This is a genomic window from Streptococcus oralis (assembly GCF_026782125.1).
In the GTDB taxonomy this organism is placed as follows: Bacteria; Bacillota; Bacilli; order Lactobacillales; family Streptococcaceae; genus Streptococcus; species Streptococcus oralis_CE.
On record NZ_JAKUVY010000006.1, the window covers coordinates 144,019 to 163,773 of the forward strand.

The 19,755-nt window shown below is 41.9% G+C and carries 24 protein-coding genes; 17 read left to right on the forward strand and 7 right to left on the reverse strand.

Going from position 1 to position 19,755, the window contains the following annotated elements; all coding sequences use genetic code 11:
- The first annotated feature begins 108 nt into the window (after nt 1-108).
- Complete coding sequence (locus MK385_RS07385; protein WP_125413988.1) at nt 109-1,008, forward strand: TDT family transporter; 900 nt, start codon at nt 109-111, stop codon at nt 1,006-1,008.
- A gap of 23 nt (nt 1,009-1,031) precedes the next feature.
- Here the strand turns inward: MK385_RS07385 and serS are convergent, their stop codons facing one another.
- The 3 genes from serS to MK385_RS07400 all read right to left on the reverse strand — a co-directional run bounded on the left by serS (nt 1,032) and on the right by MK385_RS07400 (nt 4,258).
- The gene (gene serS, locus MK385_RS07390; RefSeq protein WP_125413989.1) at nt 1,032-2,306 is read right to left on the reverse strand and encodes a serine--tRNA ligase; all 1,275 of its coding nucleotides are present in this window, start codon (nt 2,304-2,306) and stop codon (nt 1,032-1,034) included.
- 213 nt (nt 2,307-2,519) lie between these two features.
- Nucleotides 2,520-2,891 carry a DUF956 family protein gene (locus MK385_RS07395; RefSeq protein ID WP_125413990.1) on the reverse strand — a complete coding sequence of 124 codons (372 nt, stop codon included), beginning with the start codon at nt 2,889-2,891 and terminating at the stop codon, nt 2,520-2,522.
- A gap of 2 nt (nt 2,892-2,893) precedes the next feature.
- On the reverse strand, nt 2,894-4,258 hold the full coding sequence (locus MK385_RS07400) for an aspartate kinase (RefSeq protein WP_268725703.1): 1,365 nt from the start codon (nt 4,256-4,258) through the stop codon (nt 2,894-2,896).
- Between the two features lie 283 nt (nt 4,259-4,541).
- Here MK385_RS07400 and MK385_RS07405 point away from each other — a divergent pair, with 283 nt between their 5' ends.
- From MK385_RS07405 to MK385_RS07480, 16 genes are all read left to right on the forward strand, one after another.
- On the forward strand, nt 4,542-5,327 hold the full coding sequence (locus MK385_RS07405) for an enoyl-CoA hydratase (protein WP_268725704.1): 786 nt from the start codon (nt 4,542-4,544) through the stop codon (nt 5,325-5,327).
- Nucleotides 5,328-5,416: 89 nt separating this feature from the next.
- A complete protein-coding gene (gene fabT, locus MK385_RS07410) occupies nt 5,417-5,851 on the forward strand; it encodes a fatty acid biosynthesis transcriptional regulator FabT (protein WP_033630318.1) in 435 nt (144 codons plus the stop codon).
- Complete coding sequence (locus tag MK385_RS07415; RefSeq protein WP_049478071.1) at nt 5,851-6,825, forward strand: beta-ketoacyl-ACP synthase III; 975 nt, start codon at nt 5,851-5,853, stop codon at nt 6,823-6,825. Before fabT ends, MK385_RS07415 begins: the two co-directional genes overlap by 1 nt.
- A 57-nt stretch (nt 6,826-6,882) precedes the next feature.
- Complete coding sequence (locus MK385_RS07420; RefSeq protein WP_049478072.1) at nt 6,883-7,107, forward strand: acyl carrier protein; 225 nt, start codon at nt 6,883-6,885, stop codon at nt 7,105-7,107.
- A 117-nt stretch (nt 7,108-7,224) separates the two neighbouring features.
- The gene (fabK, locus tag MK385_RS07425) at nt 7,225-8,199 is read left to right on the forward strand and encodes an enoyl-[acyl-carrier-protein] reductase FabK (RefSeq protein WP_000857451.1); all 975 of its coding nucleotides are present in this window, start codon (nt 7,225-7,227) and stop codon (nt 8,197-8,199) included.
- Nucleotides 8,192-9,112 (forward strand): ACP S-malonyltransferase, encoded by a 921-nt coding sequence (gene fabD / locus MK385_RS07430; RefSeq protein WP_000167654.1) that lies wholly within the window; start codon nt 8,192-8,194, stop codon nt 9,110-9,112. The genes fabK and fabD overlap by 8 nt, the downstream gene beginning before the upstream one ends.
- 45 nt (nt 9,113-9,157) lie before the next feature.
- Nucleotides 9,158-9,889 carry a 3-oxoacyl-[acyl-carrier-protein] reductase gene (fabG, locus tag MK385_RS07435; protein ID WP_268725705.1) on the forward strand — a complete coding sequence of 244 codons (732 nt, stop codon included), beginning with the start codon at nt 9,158-9,160 and terminating at the stop codon, nt 9,887-9,889.
- 28 nt (nt 9,890-9,917) lie between these two features.
- A complete protein-coding gene (fabF, locus tag MK385_RS07440) occupies nt 9,918-11,153 on the forward strand; it encodes a beta-ketoacyl-ACP synthase II (protein ID WP_000774052.1) in 1,236 nt (411 codons plus the stop codon).
- A 2-nt stretch (nt 11,154-11,155) separates the two neighbouring features.
- Nucleotides 11,156-11,644 (forward strand): acetyl-CoA carboxylase biotin carboxyl carrier protein, encoded by a 489-nt coding sequence (gene accB, locus MK385_RS07445; protein WP_001052303.1) that lies wholly within the window; start codon nt 11,156-11,158, stop codon nt 11,642-11,644.
- Entirely contained in the window at nt 11,641-12,063 is a 423-nt protein-coding gene (gene fabZ / locus MK385_RS07450; RefSeq protein ID WP_000565515.1) for a 3-hydroxyacyl-ACP dehydratase FabZ, read from the forward strand. Before accB ends, fabZ begins: the two co-directional genes overlap by 4 nt.
- Before the next feature lie 11 nt (nt 12,064-12,074).
- Nucleotides 12,075-13,442 (forward strand): acetyl-CoA carboxylase biotin carboxylase subunit, encoded by a 1,368-nt coding sequence (accC, locus tag MK385_RS07455; protein ID WP_000488664.1) that lies wholly within the window; start codon nt 12,075-12,077, stop codon nt 13,440-13,442.
- A gap of 35 nt (nt 13,443-13,477) precedes the next feature.
- The gene (accD, locus tag MK385_RS07460) at nt 13,478-14,344 is read left to right on the forward strand and encodes an acetyl-CoA carboxylase, carboxyltransferase subunit beta (protein ID WP_125413994.1); all 867 of its coding nucleotides are present in this window, start codon (nt 13,478-13,480) and stop codon (nt 14,342-14,344) included.
- Nucleotides 14,341-15,108 carry an acetyl-CoA carboxylase carboxyl transferase subunit alpha gene (locus MK385_RS07465; protein WP_268725706.1) on the forward strand — a complete coding sequence of 256 codons (768 nt, stop codon included), beginning with the start codon at nt 14,341-14,343 and terminating at the stop codon, nt 15,106-15,108. The genes accD and MK385_RS07465 overlap by 4 nt, the downstream gene beginning before the upstream one ends.
- Before the next feature lie 150 nt (nt 15,109-15,258).
- The gene (locus tag MK385_RS07470; RefSeq protein ID WP_268725707.1) at nt 15,259-15,960 is read left to right on the forward strand and encodes a CPBP family intramembrane glutamic endopeptidase; all 702 of its coding nucleotides are present in this window, start codon (nt 15,259-15,261) and stop codon (nt 15,958-15,960) included.
- A gap of 218 nt (nt 15,961-16,178) precedes the next feature.
- Nucleotides 16,179-16,361: a hypothetical protein gene (locus MK385_RS07475; RefSeq protein WP_084943351.1), complete on the forward strand. Its 183-nt coding sequence runs from the start codon at nt 16,179-16,181 to the stop codon at nt 16,359-16,361.
- Between the two features lie 18 nt (nt 16,362-16,379).
- Entirely contained in the window at nt 16,380-17,105 is a 726-nt protein-coding gene (locus MK385_RS07480) for a CPBP family intramembrane glutamic endopeptidase (RefSeq protein ID WP_125413997.1), read from the forward strand.
- Nucleotides 17,106-17,152: 47 nt separating this feature from the next.
- Here the strand turns inward: MK385_RS07480 and nusB are convergent, their stop codons facing one another.
- From nusB to MK385_RS07500, 4 genes are all read right to left on the reverse strand, one after another.
- Nucleotides 17,153-17,575, reverse strand: a complete 423-nt coding sequence (gene nusB / locus MK385_RS07485; RefSeq protein WP_000203659.1) for a transcription antitermination factor NusB — start codon at nt 17,573-17,575, stop codon at nt 17,153-17,155.
- Nucleotides 17,568-17,957 carry an Asp23/Gls24 family envelope stress response protein gene (locus MK385_RS07490; RefSeq protein WP_000510584.1) on the reverse strand — a complete coding sequence of 130 codons (390 nt, stop codon included), beginning with the start codon at nt 17,955-17,957 and terminating at the stop codon, nt 17,568-17,570. Before MK385_RS07490 ends, nusB begins: the two co-directional genes overlap by 8 nt.
- Nucleotides 17,958-17,978: 21 nt before the next feature.
- The gene (gene efp, locus MK385_RS07495) at nt 17,979-18,539 is read right to left on the reverse strand and encodes an elongation factor P (protein ID WP_000568640.1); all 561 of its coding nucleotides are present in this window, start codon (nt 18,537-18,539) and stop codon (nt 17,979-17,981) included.
- An 81-nt stretch (nt 18,540-18,620) separates the two neighbouring features.
- Nucleotides 18,621-19,748 carry an SPFH domain-containing protein gene (locus MK385_RS07500; protein ID WP_268725708.1) on the reverse strand — a complete coding sequence of 376 codons (1,128 nt, stop codon included), beginning with the start codon at nt 19,746-19,748 and terminating at the stop codon, nt 18,621-18,623.
- Nucleotides 19,749-19,755: the final 7 nt, after the last annotated feature.

Sequence of the window (19,755 nt, forward strand, 5' to 3'; positions counted from 1 at the left end):
GAACCATAAAGAAAAAAATGAAGGCTGAGTAATCCAGTCTTCATTTTTCTATGCTATTTTAAGCGCTTTTATGCTATACTAATAATAACATGATTATTGGAGGCTCGGATGAAAAAGCTCCCCTTGGTATTCTCTGGCTGTTTATTAGGTTTAGCAGGTGCAGGAAATTTGATTGCAGATACTTGGCCAGTTCTGTCGCATTTATTGAGTCTGATTGGTTTGGTGTTGTGGATTTTCTTTCTGATTCTTCATCTTTTTAATTGGGAAGAAACCAGGAAAGAATTGACCAAGCCCCCTCTTTTATCTGGGATGGCCACTTTTCCTATGGCTGGGATGATTTTATCGACCTATGTCTTTCGCGTATTCCCTGCTCTTTCTTTGGTAGCACAAGGGATCTGGTGGTTTTCATTTCTCTTGGATTTAGCTTTGATTGCTACTTTTACCATCAAATTTGCCTGTCCGGGTCGGAGGGTCAATGCGACTCCTAGCTGGACGGTGCTCTATGTGGGGATAGCTGTGGCAGCCTTGACCTATCCTCTGGTAGGCATTATAGAGATTGCCTATGCGACCTTGAGTTTTGGTTTTGTCTTGACCTTCTATCTCTATCCGCTTATTTATAGTGATTTAAAGAAAACTCCACTCCCACTAGCCTTGCTTGGACAGGAAGGAATCTACTGTGCTCCCTTTTCTCTACTCTTGGCTTCCCTAGTTCGAGTTGGAGGAGCAGGCCTACCGACTTGGCTTTTGATCGTCATGATTTTGGCATCTCAGTCCTTCTTTTTCTTTGTTTTAACTCGCCTACCTAATATTTTAAAACAAGGCTTTCAACCAGCCTTCTCAGCCCTCACCTTCCCAACCATTATCACAGCTACTTCGCTCAAGATGGCTCAGGGAATTTTGAGACTTCCATTTCTGGATTATCTGGTGTTGGCCGAAACTGTTATTTGCCTCACTATTTTATTCTTCGTATTGGGTGCTTATCTGATTTGGTCACGAAAAAAGGTCTAGCTAGAAATAGCTAGGCCTTATTTTTATGGTTTGATAACTTCAGCGCCACCCATGTATGGACGAAGTGCTTCTGGAATGGTCACAGAACCATCTTCATTTTGATAGTTTTCAAGAATTGCAGCCACTGTACGTCCAACTGCAAGTCCAGAACCGTTCAAGGTATGAAGGAGTTTCACCTTGCCATCGGCTTCATCACGGTAGCGAATTTGAGCACGACGGGCTTGGAAATCTTCTGTATTTGAACAGCTTGAGATTTCACGATAGGTATTTTGCGCTGGAATCCAAACTTCCAAGTCGTAAGTTTTGGCGGCTGAGAAGCCCATGTCCCCAGTAGAGAGAGCAACGACACGGTATGGAAGGTTGAGTTTTTGAAGAATGTTTTCAGCGTTGGCGGTCATTTTTTCCAATTCTTCGTAAGATTCTTCTGGTTTGGCAAATTTGACCATTTCAACCTTGTGGAATTGGTGCAGACGAATCAAGCCACGTGTATCACGACCAGCTGAACCAGCCTCAGAGCGGAATGATGGACTCATAGCGGTAAAGTAGATTGGTAGGTCTTTGCTGTCAAGGATTTCATCACGGTAGTAGTTTGTAAGAGGCACTTCAGCTGTAGGAATGAGGACATAATTAGTGTCTTTCAATTCAAAAGTGTCTTCCTTGAATTTCGGATATTGACCAGTACCAAACATTGAGTCATGGTTAACAATGTATGGTGTGATAACTTCTGTATAGCCCTCTTTACCATGCTCATCCAACATGAAGTTGTAGATAGCACGTTCCAAACGAGCGCCAAGACCTTTGTAGAAGAGGAAGCGAGCGCCCGTTACTTTACCACCGCGTTCCCAGTCAAGGATACCAAGGTCTTCACCAAGATCCCAGTGAGCTTTTGGCTCAAAGTCAAATTCGCGCGGACTACCCCAACGACGAACTTCCACATTGTCATCTTCATCAGCCCCAACAGGAACACTGTCAGCAGGGATGTTTGGAAGAGTAGTGGTGAATTCTGTCAATTTAGCATCGATGTCCGCCAATTCAGCATCCAAGGCTTTGACTTCAGCAGATAGGGTTTGCATCGCAGCAATCTTGTCATCGGCATTTTCCTTGTTGCGCTTAGCTTGGGCAATCTCAGCTGAAACTGTGTTACGTTCTGCTTTTAGCGTTTCAACCTTGACCAAGATGTCACGACGTTTAGCATCGATTTCTTTCATCTCATTTAAGATAGCAGCATCTACACCACGTGTAGCTAATTTTTCAGCGACAGCATCAAAATCTGTACGAATACGTTTGATATCTAACATAAGAACTCCTTTATGAAAAAAGCACACCTGACAAAGTGTTGGAGTGGCAGGGCCACGGTTCCATCCAACTTCACAGGTGTGCACTTGATTGTATATGTAATTGTGAACAACGGTAGAATTTCACCTATCCCTCCTATCTGCTCGCAGCACCCGCAGACTTTCTGAAAGAAGGAGATAACCTACTTATCCGTTGCTATGATTATACTAAAGTTTTTACTTTTTTGCAAATAGATTTTTAAGTTTTTGTCCAATGGTCTGGAGTAGAGTCGGAAGTTTCACAACCTTTTCGTTTCCTAATTTTTCCCGAGCAATTTTGAGGATAGCTCCAGAGTCTTTTGAAGCAAAGAGGAATTTTCCTTGGTCAGTAAAGACTTCAAAGTGACGACTGATTTTGCGACCAGTTACATTGGCTCCGATTTGCTGAATACTGGACCAGGGGATTTGGATATATTGTTCGACATTGACATCAGGATAAAACTCCAAGGCTTGATCCCCAACTAAAAATTTTCCGACTTTTCCAGAGATGGAGAGGTAAGATGTCCCAGTAGTTTGGAGGTCAATGACTTGATTGAGTGATTGGGCCATGATTAGTCTTCCTTACTTTCATCGAAAAAGGCATGATAGAGAGCTTTAATAGCGGCCTTCTCTTGCTCTTTATTGACAACAAACATGATGGAAACTTCACTTGAACCTTGGGACATCATCTGGATGTTGATTTTATTTTCAGACAAAGCACGTGTTGCAGTAGCAGTTACCCCGATATGGCTCTTCATCTTTTCTCCGACAATCATAATGATTGAAAGGTCATGTTCGATTTCAGCATGGTCCACTTCAGCCTTTTGAACGAGTTGACGTAGAATTTCTTCTTCTTTGATAGGAGTCAATTCACGGGAGCGGAGGATGATTGAAAGATCGTCGATACCTGTAGGCATGTGTTCCCAACCGATATTGAGGTCCTCAAGGATTTGAAGAACCTTGCGACCAAACCCGACTTCGCGGTTCATGAGGTATTTAGACATGTTGATGCTGACGAATCCTGAGTCACCCGCAATCCCGACTACTGGGAATTTATCACTACTGTGTTCTAAAACAATGCGTGTTCCGGGGTGGTCTGGGTTGTTGGTATTCTTGATGACAAGAGGAATTTTTCCTCGGTAGGCAGGAAGAAGGGCTTCGTCATGAAGGACTGAAAATCCAGCATATGCCAACTCACGCATTTCACGGTAGGTTAATTCAGGAATGGAGTGTGGTTGGTGGATAATACCAGGATGGGCAGCAAAGATACCATCTACGTCTGTAAAGTTTTCATAGAGATCAGCCTTAACACCTGCTGCAATGATAGAACCTGTGATATCTGAACCTCCACGTGAAAAAGTACAGATTTGATTTTCCTTAGTCACACCAAAGAAACCAGGGATGACAAGGACTTGGTTGCTATCAGCTAAGCCTTCAATCTTGTCATAACTAGATGGAATGATACGTGCGTTTCCTGGTTCGCTTGTGACAACAATCCCAGCTTCTCTTGGGTGAACATAGCGTGCATCAATGCCGTTTTGGTTAAAGTAGGCTGCAATCAATTTGGCATTGTTATTTTCTCCAGCCGCTAGGAAGGTATCATAGAGAAATTCATTGTCCTCTATAGGAAGAGTTGCCAAGGCCCGGATACTTTTAGAGATTTTTTCTAAAACAGCAGGTTTTAACCCTAGTTCGCTCACCATTGCCGCATAACGGTCAATGATCCAGCTTTGGCTAGCACTGATGTCATTTCCAGCTACATAGTCGCGATAGTATTTGATCAAGGCATCAGTTACCTTGGTATCTTCAGCATTGCGTTTACCGGGTGCAGAAACGACTACAAAACGACGCTCTTTATCACTTTTAACGATGTTTAAAACTTTTTCTAACTGACCAGCAGAGGCAAGCGAGCTTCCACCAAATTTTACAACCTTCATAAGGACTCCTCAAGTAAGTATTTTATACGATTATAGCAGAAAGAGGGGCATTTTTCAATGACGAAAATAACTTCCTATTATAATAGAAGAAAACACTAACTTATTCTGAAAAGCGATAACGATTTAAAAGTAAGAGTGTCAAATTTTACTCACACTCATAAATGATGGGTAAATAATCAGCTGAGACACTTTCCTTTAGTTTTTTCCTTGCCTCTTTATCCAAAAAAAGGTATACTTTGATGATAAAACAATTTTATTACCTTACAAAAGAAAAGGAGAAGCTATGAATCATATCTTATATCAGATCGTAGATGATCTTGCTATCATTACTTTGAATCGTCCCGAAGTGGCAAATGGTTTCCATATCCCAATGTGTGAGGAGATTTTAGAAGCTTTGACTCTAGCAGAGCAGGATCAAGCTGTTCAGTTCATCTTGATAAACGCTAATGGGAAGGTCTTTTCAGTTGGGGGAGACTTGGTTGAGATGAAACGAGCGGTAGACGAAAATGATATCCCTTCTTTGAATAAGATTGCAGAATTAGTCAATACAATTTCTTTTAAAATCAAGCAAATCTCTAAACCTGTTTTAATGGAGGTGGATGGAGCGGTTGCTGGTGCCGCAGCAAATATGGCAGTAGCAGTTGATTTTTGTTTGGCGACTGACAAGGCAAAATTCATTCAAGCCTTTGTCGGAGTTGGCTTGGCACCAGACGCTGGTGGGATTCATCTCCTGAGTCGTAGCATCGGGGTAACACGGGCTGCACAACTTGCCATGACAGGTGAAGCCTTGACTGCTGAAAAAGCGCTAGAATGGGGCGTGGTATACCGTGTTTGTGAAGTTGACAAATTAGAAAAAACAAGAGAACAAGTTTTGAAAAAATTAAGAAGAGGTTCAGCAAACTCATACGCAGCGATTAAAAAGCTAGTTTGGGAAAGTCAATTTAAGGATTGGCAGAATTATGCTGAATTAGAATTGGAATTACAAGAATCGTTATCTTTAACTGAAGACTTTAAAGAAGGGGTTCGAGCACATTCTGAAAGAAGAAGACCAAAATTTACAGGAATGTAAAAAAATACTTGCACAATTTTTTGAAGTTTGATATACTTCTTTTATCAAATGCTTTGATTGTGAAAGTTTTTTAGAGGGAGGGAAACGATTTGGACTACCAACAAGTAAATGATTATCTAACATCTATTTTTAATAACGTCCTTGTGATCGAGGAGGTTAGCTTACGAGGTAGTCGATTCAAAGACATCTCCATCAAAGAAATGCACACGATTGATGTGATTGGGAAGTTCCCGGAGGCAACGCCAAGTAAGGTTTCAAAAGAACTGATGGTAACTCTTGGGACAGTGACGACGAGCTTGAATAACCTGGAAAGAAAAGGTTATATTGAGCGTATTCGTTCTGATCAGGATAGACGTGTAGTGTATCTGCATTTGACCAAGAAAGGTCGGTTAGTCCATCGTCTTCATAGACGTTTTCACAAGGCAATGGTCGAAAAAATCATCGATGGCATGAGTCCTGAGGAAATAGAAGTTATGGGTAGAGGATTAATCAATCTTTATCAATTCTTGGAGGATTTGAAATAATGGCTTTTGCAAAAATAAGCCAGGTTGCTCATTATGTTCCAGAGCAAGTGGTCACTAATCATGACTTAGCCCAAATCATGGACACAAGCGATGAGTGGATTTCAAGTCGGACAGGAATTAAACAGAGACATATCTCAAAAACAGAGTCTACAAGTGATTTGGCGACAGAAGTAGCTAAGAGCTTGTTGGCTAAAGGGAGCTTAACAGCGGATCAGATTGATTTTATCATTGTAGCGACGATTACTCCAGACTCGATGATGCCTTCCACGGCAGCTCGAGTTCAGGCAAATATCGGAGCGCATAGAGCTTTCGCCTTTGATCTGACAGCAGCTTGTAGTGGCTTTGTATTCGCTCTCTCAACTGCAGAAAAGTTTTTAAGTTCTGGACAGTTCAAAAAAGGGATTGTTATCGGGGCTGAGACCTTATCCAAGGCAGTTGATTGGTCAGATCGTTCGACAGCTGTTCTCTTTGGGGATGGTGCTGGTGGGGTTCTCTTGGAAGCGAGCGAAACACGTCACTTCCTTGTGGAAAGTCTCTATACGGATGGCTCTCGGAGCGAGTGTTTGACCTATGGTCAAACGGCTTTGGCTTCTCCTTTCTCGTATCAAGAAGCAGTTCCTGCTTTTTTGAAAATGGATGGACGAGCAGTTTTTGATTTTGCAAATCGTGATGTTGCTAGATCGATCAAAGAAACCATTGAAAATGGTCCAATCGCAGCATCGGAATTGGATTATCTCCTGCTTCATCAGGCAAATATCCGCATTTTGGATAAGATGGCAAAGAAAATAGGCGTAGACCGAGACAAGCTTCCTGCCAATATGACGGAGTATGGGAATACCAGTGCAGCAAGTATCCCGATTTTGCTCTCAGAGTGTGTGGAGAATGGTATGATTCGTTTAGATGGTAGCCAGACGATTCTCCTATCAGGCTTCGGTGGAGGTTTGACATGGGGCACACTCATTCTTACAATCTAGGTAATCATGTGGTAAACACATAGTTATAAATTTTTTATATTTTAAAGGAGTCCTATCATGGCAGTATTTGAAAAAGTACAAGAAATTATCGTTGAAGAACTTGGGAAAGAAGCATCAGAAGTAACACTTGAATCTACTTTTGATGATTTGGATGCAGATTCATTGGACTTGTTCCAAGTAATCTCTGAAATCGAAGATGCTTTCGATATCCAAATCGAAGCAGAAGATAACTTGAAAACAGTTGGTGACTTGGTTGCCTACGTTGAAGAGCAAACAAAATAATTAACATATTACTAGAAGGAGTAGGGGAAACCCACTCCCTCTTGTTTAGGTAATAGTTTGAAACTCAAACGATAAATTCATCGAACTATTACGTAAGCAAGGAATGATGGAGGCACTATGAAAACACGTATTACAGAATTATTGAACATTGATTATCCTATTTTTCAAGGAGGAATGGCCTGGGTTGCAGACGGTGACTTGGCTGGTGCAGTATCAAAAGCTGGTGGTCTAGGAATTATCGGTGGTGGGAATGCACCTAAAGAGGTCGTAAAGGCTAATATCGATAAAATCAAATCACTTACGGACAAACCTTTTGGTGTCAACATCATGCTCTTGTCACCTTTTGTAGAAGACATCGTTGATCTCGTGATTGAAGAAGGGGTCAAGGTGGTTACAACTGGTGCAGGAAATCCAAGTAAATACATGACTCGTTTCCATGATGCAGGAATTACAGTTATTCCTGTTGTTCCAAGTGTTGCTTTGGCAAAACGCATGGAAAAAATTGGTGCAGATGCGGTTATTGCAGAGGGAATGGAAGCCGGTGGACATATTGGTAAATTAACAACGATGACCTTGGTTCGCCAAGTTGCTGCAGCTGTTTCAATTCCGGTTATCGCAGCTGGAGGAATTGCGGACGGTGAAGGTGTCGCTGCAGGCTTTATGCTTGGTGCAGAGGCTGTTCAAGTTGGTACGCGTTTCGTAGTAGCCAAGGAATCTAACGCCCATCCAAAATACAAGGAAAAAATCTTAAAAGCGCGTGATATCGATACGACTATTTCAGCTCAACATTTTGGACATGCTGTTCGCGCCATTAAAAATCAGTTGACACGTGACTTTGAACAGGCTGAAAAGGATGCCTTTAAACAAGAAGATCCAGATTTAGAAATCTTTGAGCAAATGGGAGCTGGTGCTCTTGCTAAAGCCGTTGTTCATGGAGATGTAGAAGGTGGATCCGTCATGGCAGGTCAGATCGCTGGTTTGGTTTCTAAAGAGGAAACTGTCGAAGAAATCCTAAAAGATCTATACTATGGCGCTGCCAAAAAAATTCAAGAAGAAGCCTCTCGTTGGGCAGGAGTTGTAAGAAATGACTAAAACAGCCTTTCTATTTGCCGGTCAAGGTGCTCAATATCTTGGGATGGGACGAGACCTCTATGAACACTATCCTATTGTCAAGGAAACCATTGATCAAGCTAGTCAAGTACTGGGTTATGACCTTCGTGACTTGATTGATAAGGAAGAAACAAAGTTAAACCAGACTCGTTATACACAGCCAGCTATTTTGGCGACCTCGGTTTCTATTTACCGACTATTGAAAGAAAAGGGTTATCAGCCGGATATGGTAGCAGGATTGTCTCTTGGTGAATATTCTGCTCTTGTAGCAAGCGGTGCCTTGGACTTTGAAGAGGCAGTTGCCTTGGTTGCTAAGCGCGGGGCTTATATGGAAGAGGCGGCGCCTGCTGGTTCAGGCAAGATGGTAGCCGTCCTCAATACTCCAGTAGATGTGATAGAGGAAGCTTGCAAAACTGCTTCTGAAGTCGGTATAGTCACTCCAGCTAACTACAATACTCCAAGCCAAATCGTCATTGGTGGTGAAGTGGCTGCAGTTGACCGTGCGGTCCAACTCTTGCAGGAAGCAGGAGCCAAACGATTGATTCCTTTAAATGTATCTGGTCCTTTCCATACAGCTCTTCTTGAGCCAGCCAGTCAGCAACTAGCTGGAGCTCTTGAAGGAGTGAGTTTCTCTGACTTTACTTGCCCACTAGTCGGCAATACGGAAGCTGCTGTTATGGAAAAAGGTCGAATCCAAGAGCTTTTGACGCGTCAGGTCAAAGAACCTGTTCGTTTTTATGAAAGTATTGCTGTGATGCAGGATGCTGGGGTAACCAACTTTATTGAAATTGGTCCTGGTAAGGTCCTATCAGGTTTTGTCAAAAAAATCGATAAAACAGCTCAGCTAGCTAACGTTGAAGACCAAGCAAGCTTGGATGCTTTGTTAGGAAACTAATGATTCCTTCTCCCACAAAATACAACAGGAAATAGGAGAAATAGAATGCAACTTACAAACAAAAATGTCTTTGTAACAGGTTCAAGTCGTGGTATCGGACTTGCCATTGCTCACAAATTTGCCCAACTAGGCGCTAATGTAGTTTTGAATAGTCGAGGAGCAATCTCAGAAGAATTGCTGGCTGAGTTTTCAAACTACGGCGTCAAAGTAGTACCGATTTCAGGTGATGTTTCAGACTTTGCAGATGCCAAGCGTATGGTAGATCAAGCGATTGCAGAACTCGGTTCTGTCGATGTCTTGGTCAACAATGCAGGGATTACTCAGGATACGCTCATGCTTAAGATGACCGAGGAAGACTTTGAAAAAGTGATTAAGATCAACTTGACAGGTGCCTTTAACATGACTCAAGTAGTCTTGAAACAGATGATCAAGGCACGTGAAGGTGCGATTATCAATATGTCGAGTGTGGTCGGTTTGATGGGAAATATCGGACAAGCCAACTATGCAGCTTCTAAAGCGGGTTTGATTGGGTTTACCAAGTCAGTAGCACGTGAAGTTGCCAATCGTAATGTGCGCGTAAATGCTCTTGCACCAGGAATGATCGAGTCAGATATGACAGCTGTTTTGTCTGATAAGGTCAAGGAAGCGACATTGGCACAAATCCCAATGAAACAGTTTGGTCAAGCAGAACATATCGCAGATGCTACAGTGTTCCTGGCTGGACAGGATTATTTGACTGGACAAGTTCTCGCTGTTGATGGCGGACTTAGCATGTAAAAAATAAGGAAAGATATAGGTAAGACAGATGAAACTAAATCGAGTTGTAGTAACAGGTTACGGATTGACCTCTCCTATCGGAAATACTCCAGAAGAATTTTGGAACAGTTTGCAAACTGGAAAAATTGGAATTGGAGAAATTACTAAATTTGACCACAGCGAATTTGCTGTGCACAATGCAGCAGAAGTCCAAGATTTCCCATTTGATAAATACTTTGTCAAAAAAGATACCAACCGTTTTGACAACTATTCTTTGTATGCCTTGTATGCAGCTCAAGAAGCGGTGACAAATGCAAATCTTGATGTAGAAGCAATTGATAAAGATCGCTTTGGTGTTATCGTGGCTTCTGGTATTGGGGGAATTAAAGAAATCGAAGATCAGGTTATCCGTCTTCATGAAAAAGGTCCAAAACGCGTTAAACCAATGACACTTCCAAAAGCCTTGCCAAATATGGCATCAGGAAATGTTGCCATGCGCTTCGGAGCAAACGGTATCTGTAAATCAATCAATACAGCCTGTGCCTCATCAAACGATGCCATCGGTGATGCCTTCCGTTCAATCAAGTTTGGTTTCCAAGATGTCATGCTAGTTGGTGGCTCAGAATCATCTATCACTCCTTTTGCCATCGCTGGTTTCCAAGCTTTGACTGCCCTATCAACTACAGAGGATCCAACTCGTGCTTCTATCCCATTTGACAAAGACCGTAATGGTTTTGTCATGGGAGAAGGTTCAGGAATGTTGGTTCTTGAAAGCCTTGAACATGCTGAAAAACGTGGTGCAACTATCCTGGCTGAAGTAGTTGGCTATGGTAATACCTGTGATGCTTACCATATGACTTCACCTCATCCAGAAGGTCAAGGTGCGATTAAGGCTATGAAGTTGGCTTTGGAAGAAGCAGAAATTTCTCCAGAGCAAGTGGCTTATGTCAATGCCCACGGAACTTCAACTCCTGCTAATGAAAAAGGAGAAAGTGGTGCAATCGTAGCTGTCCTTGGTAAAGAAGTACCTGTATCTTCAACCAAGTCCTTTACAGGACACTTGCTTGGTGCTGCAGGGGCAGTAGAAGCCATCGCTACCATTGAAGCCATGCGTCATAACTATGTACCAATGACAGCTGGAACAAGTGAGTTATCAGACTATATCGAAGCGAATGTCGTTTATGGACAAGGCTTGGAGCAAGAAATCCCTTATGCTATTTCAAATACATTTGGTTTTGGTGGACACAATGCGGTTCTTGCTTTCAAACGTTGGGAGAATAAATAATTATGAATTTAAATGAGATCAAGGACTTGATGGCGCAATTTGACCAATCAAGTTTGAGAGAATTTTCTTATAAAAATGGAACGGATGAATTGCAGTTTAGTAAGAATGAAGCAAGAATGGCTTCTGAAGCACCAGCTCAAGTTGCTCCAGTGCCAACTACAGTAGCTGCAAATCCAGTAGTTTCTGCCCCTTCAACTCCAGTAGAGAGTGCAGTGGAAGAAGCTCCAGCACCAGCTGAAACGACGGTTGCTCCAGAGGGTGATGTCGTTGAGAGTCCACTTGTAGGGGTGGCTTACTTGGCTGCTGGACCAGATAAACCTGCCTTTGTCACAGTCGGAGACAGTGTTAAAAAAGGTCAGACTTTGGTGATCATCGAAGCCATGAAAGTCATGAATGAAATCCCTGCACCTAAGGATGGTGTGGTGACAGAAATTCTCGTTTCAAATGAAGAAATGGTTGAGTTCGGTAAAGGATTGGTACGTATCAAATGATCGATATTCAAGGAATCAAAGAAGCTCTACCCCATCGCTACCCCATGCTCCTAGTGGATCGTGTCTTGGAAGTGAGCGAGGATACCATTGTTGCCATTAAAAATGTGACCATCAACGAACCTTTCTTTAATGGTCATTTTCCACAATACCCAGTTATGCCAGGTGTTCTTATCATGGAAGCCTTGGCACAGACTGCTGGTGTCTTGGAATTGTCCAAGCCTGAAAATAAAGGGAAACTGGTCTTCTATGCTGGCATGGACAAGGTTAAGTTTAAGAAGCAAGTTGTACCAGGTGATCAATTAGTCATGACGGCTACTTTTGTCAAACGTCGTGGTACGATTGCTGTGGTTGAAGCAAAGGCTGAAGTGGATGGCAAGCTTGCGGCGAGTGGTACTCTTACCTTTGCAATTGGAAACTAAGGAGGTTCTCCATGTTTCGTAAAATTTTGATTGCCAACCGTGGTGAGATTGCGGTTCGCATTATCCGAGCTGCGCGTGAATTGGGCATTGCGACCGTTGCAGTCTATTCAACAGCTGATAAGGAAGCTCTTCACACACTCCTAGCGGATGAAGCTATCTGTATCGGACCCGGTAAGGCGACAGAATCTTATCTCAATATCAATGCGATTTTATCTGCTGCAGTCTTGACAGAAGCAGAAGCCATCCACCCAGGTTTTGGTTTTCTTAGCGAAAACTCCAAGTTTGCCACTATGTGTGACGAAGTGGGGATCAAGTTCATCGGTCCTTCTGGGGCTGTGATGGATACCATGGGAGATAAGATCAATGCGCGTGAGCAAATGATCAAGGCTGGGGTTCCAGTTATCCCAGGATCTGATGGTGAAGTTCACACGGCTGAAGAGGCCCTTGCAGTTGCAGAAAAAATTGGCTATCCAGTCATGCTTAAGGCATCGGCAGGTGGTGGTGGAAAAGGGATTCGTAAGGTTGAAAAGGCAGAAGACTTGGTCGCAGCCTTTGAGACAGCATCCAGTGAAGCCAAGGCCAATTTTGGAAATGGCGCTATGTATCTTGAGCGTGTGATTTATCCAGCTCGTCATATCGAAGTTCAGATTCTTGCAGATCAAGAGGGTCATGTTGTCCATCTTGGTGAACGGGATTGTTCACTCCAACGGAATAACCAAAAGGTCTTAGAAGAAAGCCCATCCATTGCGATTGGCAAAACCCTTCGTCATGAAATTGGTGCTGCAGCCGTTCGTGCAGCAGAGTCTGTTGGCTATGAAAATGCAGGTACGATTGAATTTCTTCTCGATGAAGCGAGTGGCAATTTCTACTTCATGGAAATGAATACTCGTGTGCAAGTTGAACACCCAGTCACAGAGTTTGTTTCAGGTGTTGATATCGTGAAGGAACAGATTCGCATTGCTGCCGGGCAACCTTTACCTTTCAAACAAGAAGATATTGTCCTACGAGGTCACGCTATCGAGTGCCGGATCAATGCAGAAAATCCAGCATTTAACTTTGCTCCAAGCCCAGGAAAAGTCACCAACCTCTACCTTCCAAGTGGAGGAGTTGGATTGCGTGTAGACTCTGCAGTCTATCCAGGTTATACCATTCCTCCTTACTATGATAGTATGATTGCCAAAATCATTGTTCATGGGGAGAATCGTTTTGATGCCTTAATGAAGATGCAACGGGCACTTTATGAACTTGATATTGAAGGAGTGCAAACTAACGCAGACTTCCAGTTGGATCTGATTTCAGACCGCCGAGTTATCGCTGGTGACTACGATACTTCCTTCTTGATGGAAACTTTCTTGCCAAAATACCAAAAAAAAGAATAAACTTTCAAACAGTATGAGAACTAAAAGGGGGAGTTATGGCTCTATTTAGTAAAAAGGATAAGTATATTCGGATCAATCCCAACCGTTCCGTAAGGCAGAAACCACAAGCCAAGCCTGAGGTTCCGGATGAACTCTTCTCCCAGTGTCCTGGTTGTAAACACACCATTTACCAAAAGGATCTGGGGAGCGAACGAATTTGTCCCCATTGCAGCTATACTTTCCGTATTTCAGCTCAGGAACGCTTGGATTTGACGATTGATTCTGACAGCTTTGAGGAGATGTTTACGGGTATTGAAACTCAAGATCCATTAAACTTTCCTGGCTATCAGAAAAAACTTGCTACTATGCGTGAAAAGACAGGTTTGGATGAAGCAGTACTGACTGGTACAGCTAGCATCAAGGGACAAAAAGTTGCCCTTGGGATTATGGATTCAAACTTTATCATGGCTTCTATGGGAACCGTTGTGGGTGAAAAAATCACGCGCTTGTTTGAGTATGCAACGGTAGAAAACTTACCAGTCGTACTTTTCACAGCTTCTGGTGGAGCCCGTATGCAAGAAGGAATCATGAGCTTGATGCAGATGGCTAAAATCTCTGCGGCAGTTCAACGTCATTCCAAGGCAGGACTTTTTTACCTAACTATTTTAACCGATCCAACAACAGGTGGAGTGACTGCTTCTTTTGCTATGGAAGGTGATATTATCCTAGCGGAGCCACAGAGTTTGGTTGGTTTTGCTGGGCGTCGTGTTATCGAAAATACAGTTCGTGAGACCTTGCCGGATGACTTCCAAAAGGCAGAATTTTTGCTGGAACATGGATTTGTTGATGCAATTGTCAAACGGAGAGAATTGCCTGAAACAATTGCTAGATTAGTAAGATTGCATGGAGGAAGCCGCGGATGAATATTGCAAAAATAGTCAGAGAGGCACGCGAGCAGAGTCGTTTGACCGCACTTGATTTTGCCAATGGAATCTTTGATGAATTTATCGAATTGCATGGAGATCGCTCTTTCCGTGATGATGGTGCGGTTATCGGTGGAATTGGCTGGTTGGGTGACCAAGCAGTAACTGTTGTTGGTATCCAAAAGGGGAAGAGTCTTCATGACAACCTCAAACGGAATTTTGGGCAACCTCATCCAGAAGGCTATCGTAAGGCCTTGCGCCTGATGAAACAGGCAGAAAAATTTGGTCGTCCAGTTGTGACCTTTATCAATACGGCGGGTGCTTACCCAGGTGTTGGAGCCGAGGAACGTGGACAAGGTGAAGCAATTGCTCGAAACCTGATGGAAATGAGTGACCTCAAGGTTCCAATCATCGCGATTATTATCGGTGAAGGAGGATCTGGTGGTGCTCTAGCTCTAGCCGTAGCTAACCGTGTCTGGATGTTAGAAAACTCAATCTACGCAGTACTTAGCCCTGAAGGATTTGCCTCTATCCTTTGGAAGGATGGAAGTCGTGCTATGGAAGCAGCAGAATTGATGAAAATCACTTCGCATGAACTCCTAGAAATGGGAATCGTGGACAAGGTAATCTCAGAAGCAGGTCTTTCCAGTAAGGAACTGCAAACTCGTGTTAAAAATGAATTGCGTGCAGAACTAGATAGGTTGCAAGAACTACCACTCGACCAACTTATTGAAGAACGTTACAAACGTTTTAGAAAATACTAAGAAAATTTAAAAGCTAGAACAAATTGTTCTAGCTATTTTGATAATAGAGCATGGATAAACATCAATACTCTAGATAAATAAGAAAAACATATCAATAGTCTATCCTCTATATAGCCCTAATAGAGAGTTTACCATTAGGAGAGAGAAAGAATGAAAAAGACAATACATTTAGGAATCTGTATGATTTTAATGTTCCTGTACATTTATTTAACGCCATTAGGGGCTATAACTCTAGCTAGGACCTTTGGTTTAGGAATGGACAGCTATATAATCTTCCTAGTTGGAGAAGTGTTACTTATTTTCTTTTTATTCGTTTTGTGGTTAGAAAAGAAGAAGATGCTCTTTATCTTCGAGAAAAAGGGTTGGCGCTGGTCTTATCTCGCTTTCTTAGTGGCTTGCTTTCTTATCTATTCTTTTCTAAATGGATTTAGAATGCAGAATATTCGATTGATTGACAATAGCTTTATTTTCCAAGATCTTCTTTCAGAACTTTACTCAAACGGAAGAGAAACGACTCTATCAAGTCTTATATTTTTAATCTTTAACATTTCGATTGTACCTGTTGTTGAGGAGACAATCTATAGGGGTTATTTTATGAATACCTTCTTTCCGAAGTCGGAATTTTATTTGGATGTGATCTTGTCTTCTTTTATCTTTGGGCTCAGTCACTTAGTTCTATCCCATCGCGATCCCATCAGTCTCATCATTTATAGTATTCTTGGTCTTCTATTTGCAGTCGCTTATCGAGTTACGGGTAGTCTTCGATTTACCATTGTTTGTCATAGTTTCTATAATGCGATTCCTTATGCTCCGTCGCTCTTATTTTATATCTATTATTTGATTTTTAGATAGTAGGAAGTAAAGAAAAAGTGTTTGATACTTGTCAAACACTTTTTCTAATTTGATGGGAAGATAGAGAAATCTCTTTTATCAATTTCTTATTTTTCAATGAGTAAAGCTATCATTTAGGGTGAAAAATTGACAGTTGAGGAGATAGGCTATAAAATAGACAAAAAGATGTGTACTGTAGATGTAAGCTTACAAAAATTTATTTTAAGGAGCTACTTGATATGACAGGTACAGAAACATTTACAGTTCTTTCATCTGAGGACTTAGAACAAGTTTCAGGTGGTGGCATGATTTGGTTGGTTGATGATAGACATTGGAATTCGCCATATGCATATAGTTTAGCGACAGAATGGAGTACAATACTGAATCATGCGACTAGACGTGGTTCTGGTATTGCCTATTGATAAATTAAAGGGGTAAGTATGAAAAAACTAGGGCATTTGGGAGTCTTTATCTTACTGGTATTTCTATCGGTTTATCTACCAGAGTTAGGGATTATGCATCTAACTAAGTTTTTAGGATGGGGGATAGATGGCTATTCTATCTTTTTAACAGTTGAAGTAATAGCTCTTTTGCTATTATTTATCTACTGGCTCAAAAAGAAAGAGATGCTCTATGTTTTTGAAAAAAAGGGTTCAAAGAAGTCAAGATTCTTTTACCTTGTAGTTGGTCTAGTAGCTACTTATTTTGATCGTCAATTGGTGGATGCTTTTCAGTTACAGTTTCATCACCTAATTGATAACAAGTATATCTTTCAAGACCTTCTTTCGATTCTATACTCCAATGGGCAACCAACTTTTCTATCAACTGTTCTCAGTTTTAGTTTAACAGTAGTCTTCGCACCTATATTAGAGGAACTGATTCATAGAGGGTATTTTATGAATACCTTTTTCCCGCAGTCCAAGTACTATCTGGATGTTATCCTATCTGCTCTTATCTTTGGACTTAGTCATTTGATCCTAACTCACCGAGATCCTATCAGTTTGATTATTTATAGTTTAGGCGGTCTCTTCTATGCCCTTGTCTACCGTTGGACAAAGAACTTAAAAATTACCATCTTGTGCCATAGTTTTTTCAACTTTCTTATTTATGCAAAACCCATCTGGATTTTTGTTTATAATTATGTCTATTACCACTTTTTTAGATAGTGGAAGGCAAAAAAAAGTGTTTGATAATTGTCAAACACTTTTTTTGTTTACTGTTCTTCTGTTACAAACTGGCTGAGCAGTCCATTGATAAAACGGGCAGATTTTTGATCTGAGAAGTCCTTTGCAAGCTCGATAGCTTCATTAACAGCAACCAACTGAGGGGTGTCAAATGAAGTGATTTCAAAGACTCCCAAGCGAAGGAGGTTTCTCTCCACGAGCGTTAAACGCTCGATGGTCCAACCTGCTTTTAAATGCTGTGTGATTTGCTTGTCTAGTTCTTCCTTTTTAGCCTGAACACCAGAAACTAGCTCTGTCAAAAAGGCTGGAAGTTGCACATCCGTATCTTCACGATCATGAGTATAGGCGAAACGACAAGCAGTTTCGACATCCGTACCGAATTCAAGGCTCATGAGAGCTTGAAAAGCGCATTTACGGAGTTGGCGTCTAGATTCTAATAGTGGACTAGTCATTGAGGAAGTCCTCGTCAAATAGATCTTTCAATTCTGGTTTTGGTGTTTTATCTGGGACGATACCTGCAACGTGGATATTGATAGCAGCGAGTTCTACATCAGCCATATTGCGGACGGCATCTTTGACAGCTTTCTGGATAGCAACCGCTACCTTAGGAACTTTTACTCCGTACTCAAGGTAGAGATAGATATCTGCTGTGAGCTCTTCGTCCACGTTTTTAAGATAAACGCCACGGCCAAGAGAAAGTTTTGAAAGGGTGTCAGATACTGATTTGTTTGAAAAAGAGTGAACACCCTCTACTTTTGCAGTAGCAATAGCAATGATTTTTTCAAGTACACGTGGGGCGATAACAATTTCGCCAAGTTGTTCTTCAATTCCCATAGAATGACCTCTTTCTAGAGATTAGGCACGAGAAACGTAAGTTCCTTCTGCAGTGTTGATAACGAGTTTTTGTCCTGCTTCGATGAAGTCTGGAACGTTTACGACAAGTCCAGTTTCCATCGTTGCTGGTTTACCAGAACCTGTAACAGTAGCACCTTTGATAGATGGTTGAGTTTCTGCAACTGTCAATTCAACAGTAGTAGGAACTGTGACACCGATTACTTCAGTTCCGTAGAATTGGATCTTCACATCAGAGTTTTCAAGGATGTAAAGCAATTCGTTTTCAACGTTGACTACAGGGATTTCGTATTGGTCGTAAGTTTCTGTGTTCATGAAGTAGGCTGTGTCATCCATTTTGTACAAGTATTGAGCTGGGACAGTCTCGATGATAGCTTGTTCAAATTTTTCCTCTGGACGGTAGCTTGTGTCAAATGTAGAACCAGTACGGACATCACGCAATTTCATACGCATGATGGTGTTTCCTTTACCTGGTTTGTGGTGGCTAGCTTCCAAAACGCGGATCAATTTTCCGTCAGCTGTTTCAAAGGTCATACCAGCCTTTAATTTACTTGCTTCAATCATGTTTTTACCTCTTTAATAAAATAATTTACTCTTTATTGTACCATAAAAGACAACATTACTCAAATGTCAGAAGGAGCTTAATTAGTTGACTGGTACGATATTTCCATCTTCGTCTTTGGTAACGAGAACGTATTTTCCATCGACTTCGATGTAAAAATTCTTACTGGCAGTTTGCCCAGTGTTTTGAGCCGGCGCTTGATTTTGGACTTGTTGGCTAAGTTGACCACCGAGAGTCTGGCCAAGATTCATTCCCATAAACATGTTCATTCCATTGCCATTCCCTTCATTTGAGGCTGCGGCAATGAGGGCTTCGTTACGCGCACGGCGTTCTTCGATCTCAATCGTGTTGTACTTCATGGCAGCGAGCTCACTGTCAAGCTTGCGAACGATATCAAGACTTTCTTGGTCGTAGCTGAGGTCTTCAAGCAAGATATTAGTTGCTTCAATTCCGTAGAGACCTGTCCAAACCTTGTTGACCTCTTGTTTAGCGAGTTCGTTAAAGGTGTCTTGGTTGGCATTGAGGCTATAGATATCAACCTTGTTTTCGTTGGTATATTTGGCGATGGCAATCGCAATTTTCGGTGCAATATTTTGACGGAGCGTTCCTTGAGCAACATCCTGAAGAGTATATGGTTGGTTATCTGTAATTTGCTGACTAACAGAGCTCACATAGAAGAGAACTGGATCCGCGATTTTTACATCAAACAAGCCATAGAAACGGATGTTAAGCAGTTGTTGGTAACGTTCGCTGAAGTATTCGACCGCATTTTGTGTGCCGAACTTATTACCTGCAATAGGTTGCATGCGGATAAAGATAATTTCCTGTTGGGTGATGACTTGTCCACCGAAAGAGAAACGGTTTTTAAAGTTTTCCCAAGTGCCTTTTAAACCACCTTTTTCAAGGAGCCAGGCATTATCACCAGCTTGCCATTCGTGGCTACCAGCTTCGAGGACCTCACCAAGGAAGGTACCGTTGTTTACCAAAACAGCGGTATAACCTTGAGGAACGATAACCACACTGCCATCTGACAAGAGGCCTGTATTTTGATTGCTGTGACGAGAACGCCCATCTGGGTCTTTAGTGAGTAATTGACCCTTGACGGCCAAGGCATCGCCAGAGACATTATCTGGAAGGACAATGGCTTCCTTGAATTTACTGTCATTAAAACTATTTAAGCCTGCTGATAAGGCTGCACGTATAAATCCCATAATTCCT

What these genes read in the sequence shown, in the direction of transcription:
- MK385_RS07490 (WP_000510584.1), bottom strand. Translation starts at nt 17,957, where the DNA reads ATGGGAATTGAAGAACAACTTGGCGAAATTGTTATCGCCCCACGTGTA.
- MK385_RS07420 (WP_049478072.1), top strand. Translation starts at nt 6,883, where the DNA reads ATGGCAGTATTTGAAAAAGTACAAGAAATTATCGTTGAAGAACTTGGG.
- fabF (WP_000774052.1), top strand. Translation starts at nt 9,918, where the DNA reads ATGAAACTAAATCGAGTTGTAGTAACAGGTTACGGATTGACCTCTCCT.
- MK385_RS07465 (WP_268725706.1), top strand. Translation starts at nt 14,341, where the DNA reads ATGAATATTGCAAAAATAGTCAGAGAGGCACGCGAGCAGAGTCGTTTG.
- MK385_RS07395 (WP_125413990.1), bottom strand. Translation starts at nt 2,891, where the DNA reads ATGGCCCAATCACTCAATCAAGTCATTGACCTCCAAACTACTGGGACA.
- MK385_RS07500 (WP_268725708.1), bottom strand. Translation starts at nt 19,748, where the DNA reads ATGGGATTTATACGTGCAGCCTTATCAGCAGGCTTAAATAGTTTTAAT.
- MK385_RS07415 (WP_049478071.1), top strand. Translation starts at nt 5,851, where the DNA reads ATGGCTTTTGCAAAAATAAGCCAGGTTGCTCATTATGTTCCAGAGCAA.
- accB (WP_001052303.1), top strand. Translation starts at nt 11,156, where the DNA reads ATGAATTTAAATGAGATCAAGGACTTGATGGCGCAATTTGACCAATCA.
- serS (WP_125413989.1), bottom strand. Translation starts at nt 2,306, where the DNA reads ATGTTAGATATCAAACGTATTCGTACAGATTTTGATGCTGTCGCTGAA.
- MK385_RS07385 (WP_125413988.1), top strand. Translation starts at nt 109, where the DNA reads ATGAAAAAGCTCCCCTTGGTATTCTCTGGCTGTTTATTAGGTTTAGCA.
- accC (WP_000488664.1), top strand. Translation starts at nt 12,075, where the DNA reads ATGTTTCGTAAAATTTTGATTGCCAACCGTGGTGAGATTGCGGTTCGC.
- MK385_RS07405 (WP_268725704.1), top strand. Translation starts at nt 4,542, where the DNA reads ATGAATCATATCTTATATCAGATCGTAGATGATCTTGCTATCATTACT.
- MK385_RS07480 (WP_125413997.1), top strand. Translation starts at nt 16,380, where the DNA reads ATGAAAAAACTAGGGCATTTGGGAGTCTTTATCTTACTGGTATTTCTA.
- MK385_RS07400 (WP_268725703.1), bottom strand. Translation starts at nt 4,258, where the DNA reads ATGAAGGTTGTAAAATTTGGTGGAAGCTCGCTTGCCTCTGCTGGTCAG.
- accD (WP_125413994.1), top strand. Translation starts at nt 13,478, where the DNA reads ATGGCTCTATTTAGTAAAAAGGATAAGTATATTCGGATCAATCCCAAC.
- MK385_RS07475 (WP_084943351.1), top strand. Translation starts at nt 16,179, where the DNA reads ATGACAGGTACAGAAACATTTACAGTTCTTTCATCTGAGGACTTAGAA.
- fabK (WP_000857451.1), top strand. Translation starts at nt 7,225, where the DNA reads ATGAAAACACGTATTACAGAATTATTGAACATTGATTATCCTATTTTT.
- efp (WP_000568640.1), bottom strand. Translation starts at nt 18,539, where the DNA reads ATGATTGAAGCAAGTAAATTAAAGGCTGGTATGACCTTTGAAACAGCT.
- fabZ (WP_000565515.1), top strand. Translation starts at nt 11,641, where the DNA reads ATGATCGATATTCAAGGAATCAAAGAAGCTCTACCCCATCGCTACCCC.
- MK385_RS07470 (WP_268725707.1), top strand. Translation starts at nt 15,259, where the DNA reads ATGAAAAAGACAATACATTTAGGAATCTGTATGATTTTAATGTTCCTG.
- fabG (WP_268725705.1), top strand. Translation starts at nt 9,158, where the DNA reads ATGCAACTTACAAACAAAAATGTCTTTGTAACAGGTTCAAGTCGTGGT.
- nusB (WP_000203659.1), bottom strand. Translation starts at nt 17,575, where the DNA reads ATGACTAGTCCACTATTAGAATCTAGACGCCAACTCCGTAAATGCGCT.
- fabD (WP_000167654.1), top strand. Translation starts at nt 8,192, where the DNA reads ATGACTAAAACAGCCTTTCTATTTGCCGGTCAAGGTGCTCAATATCTT.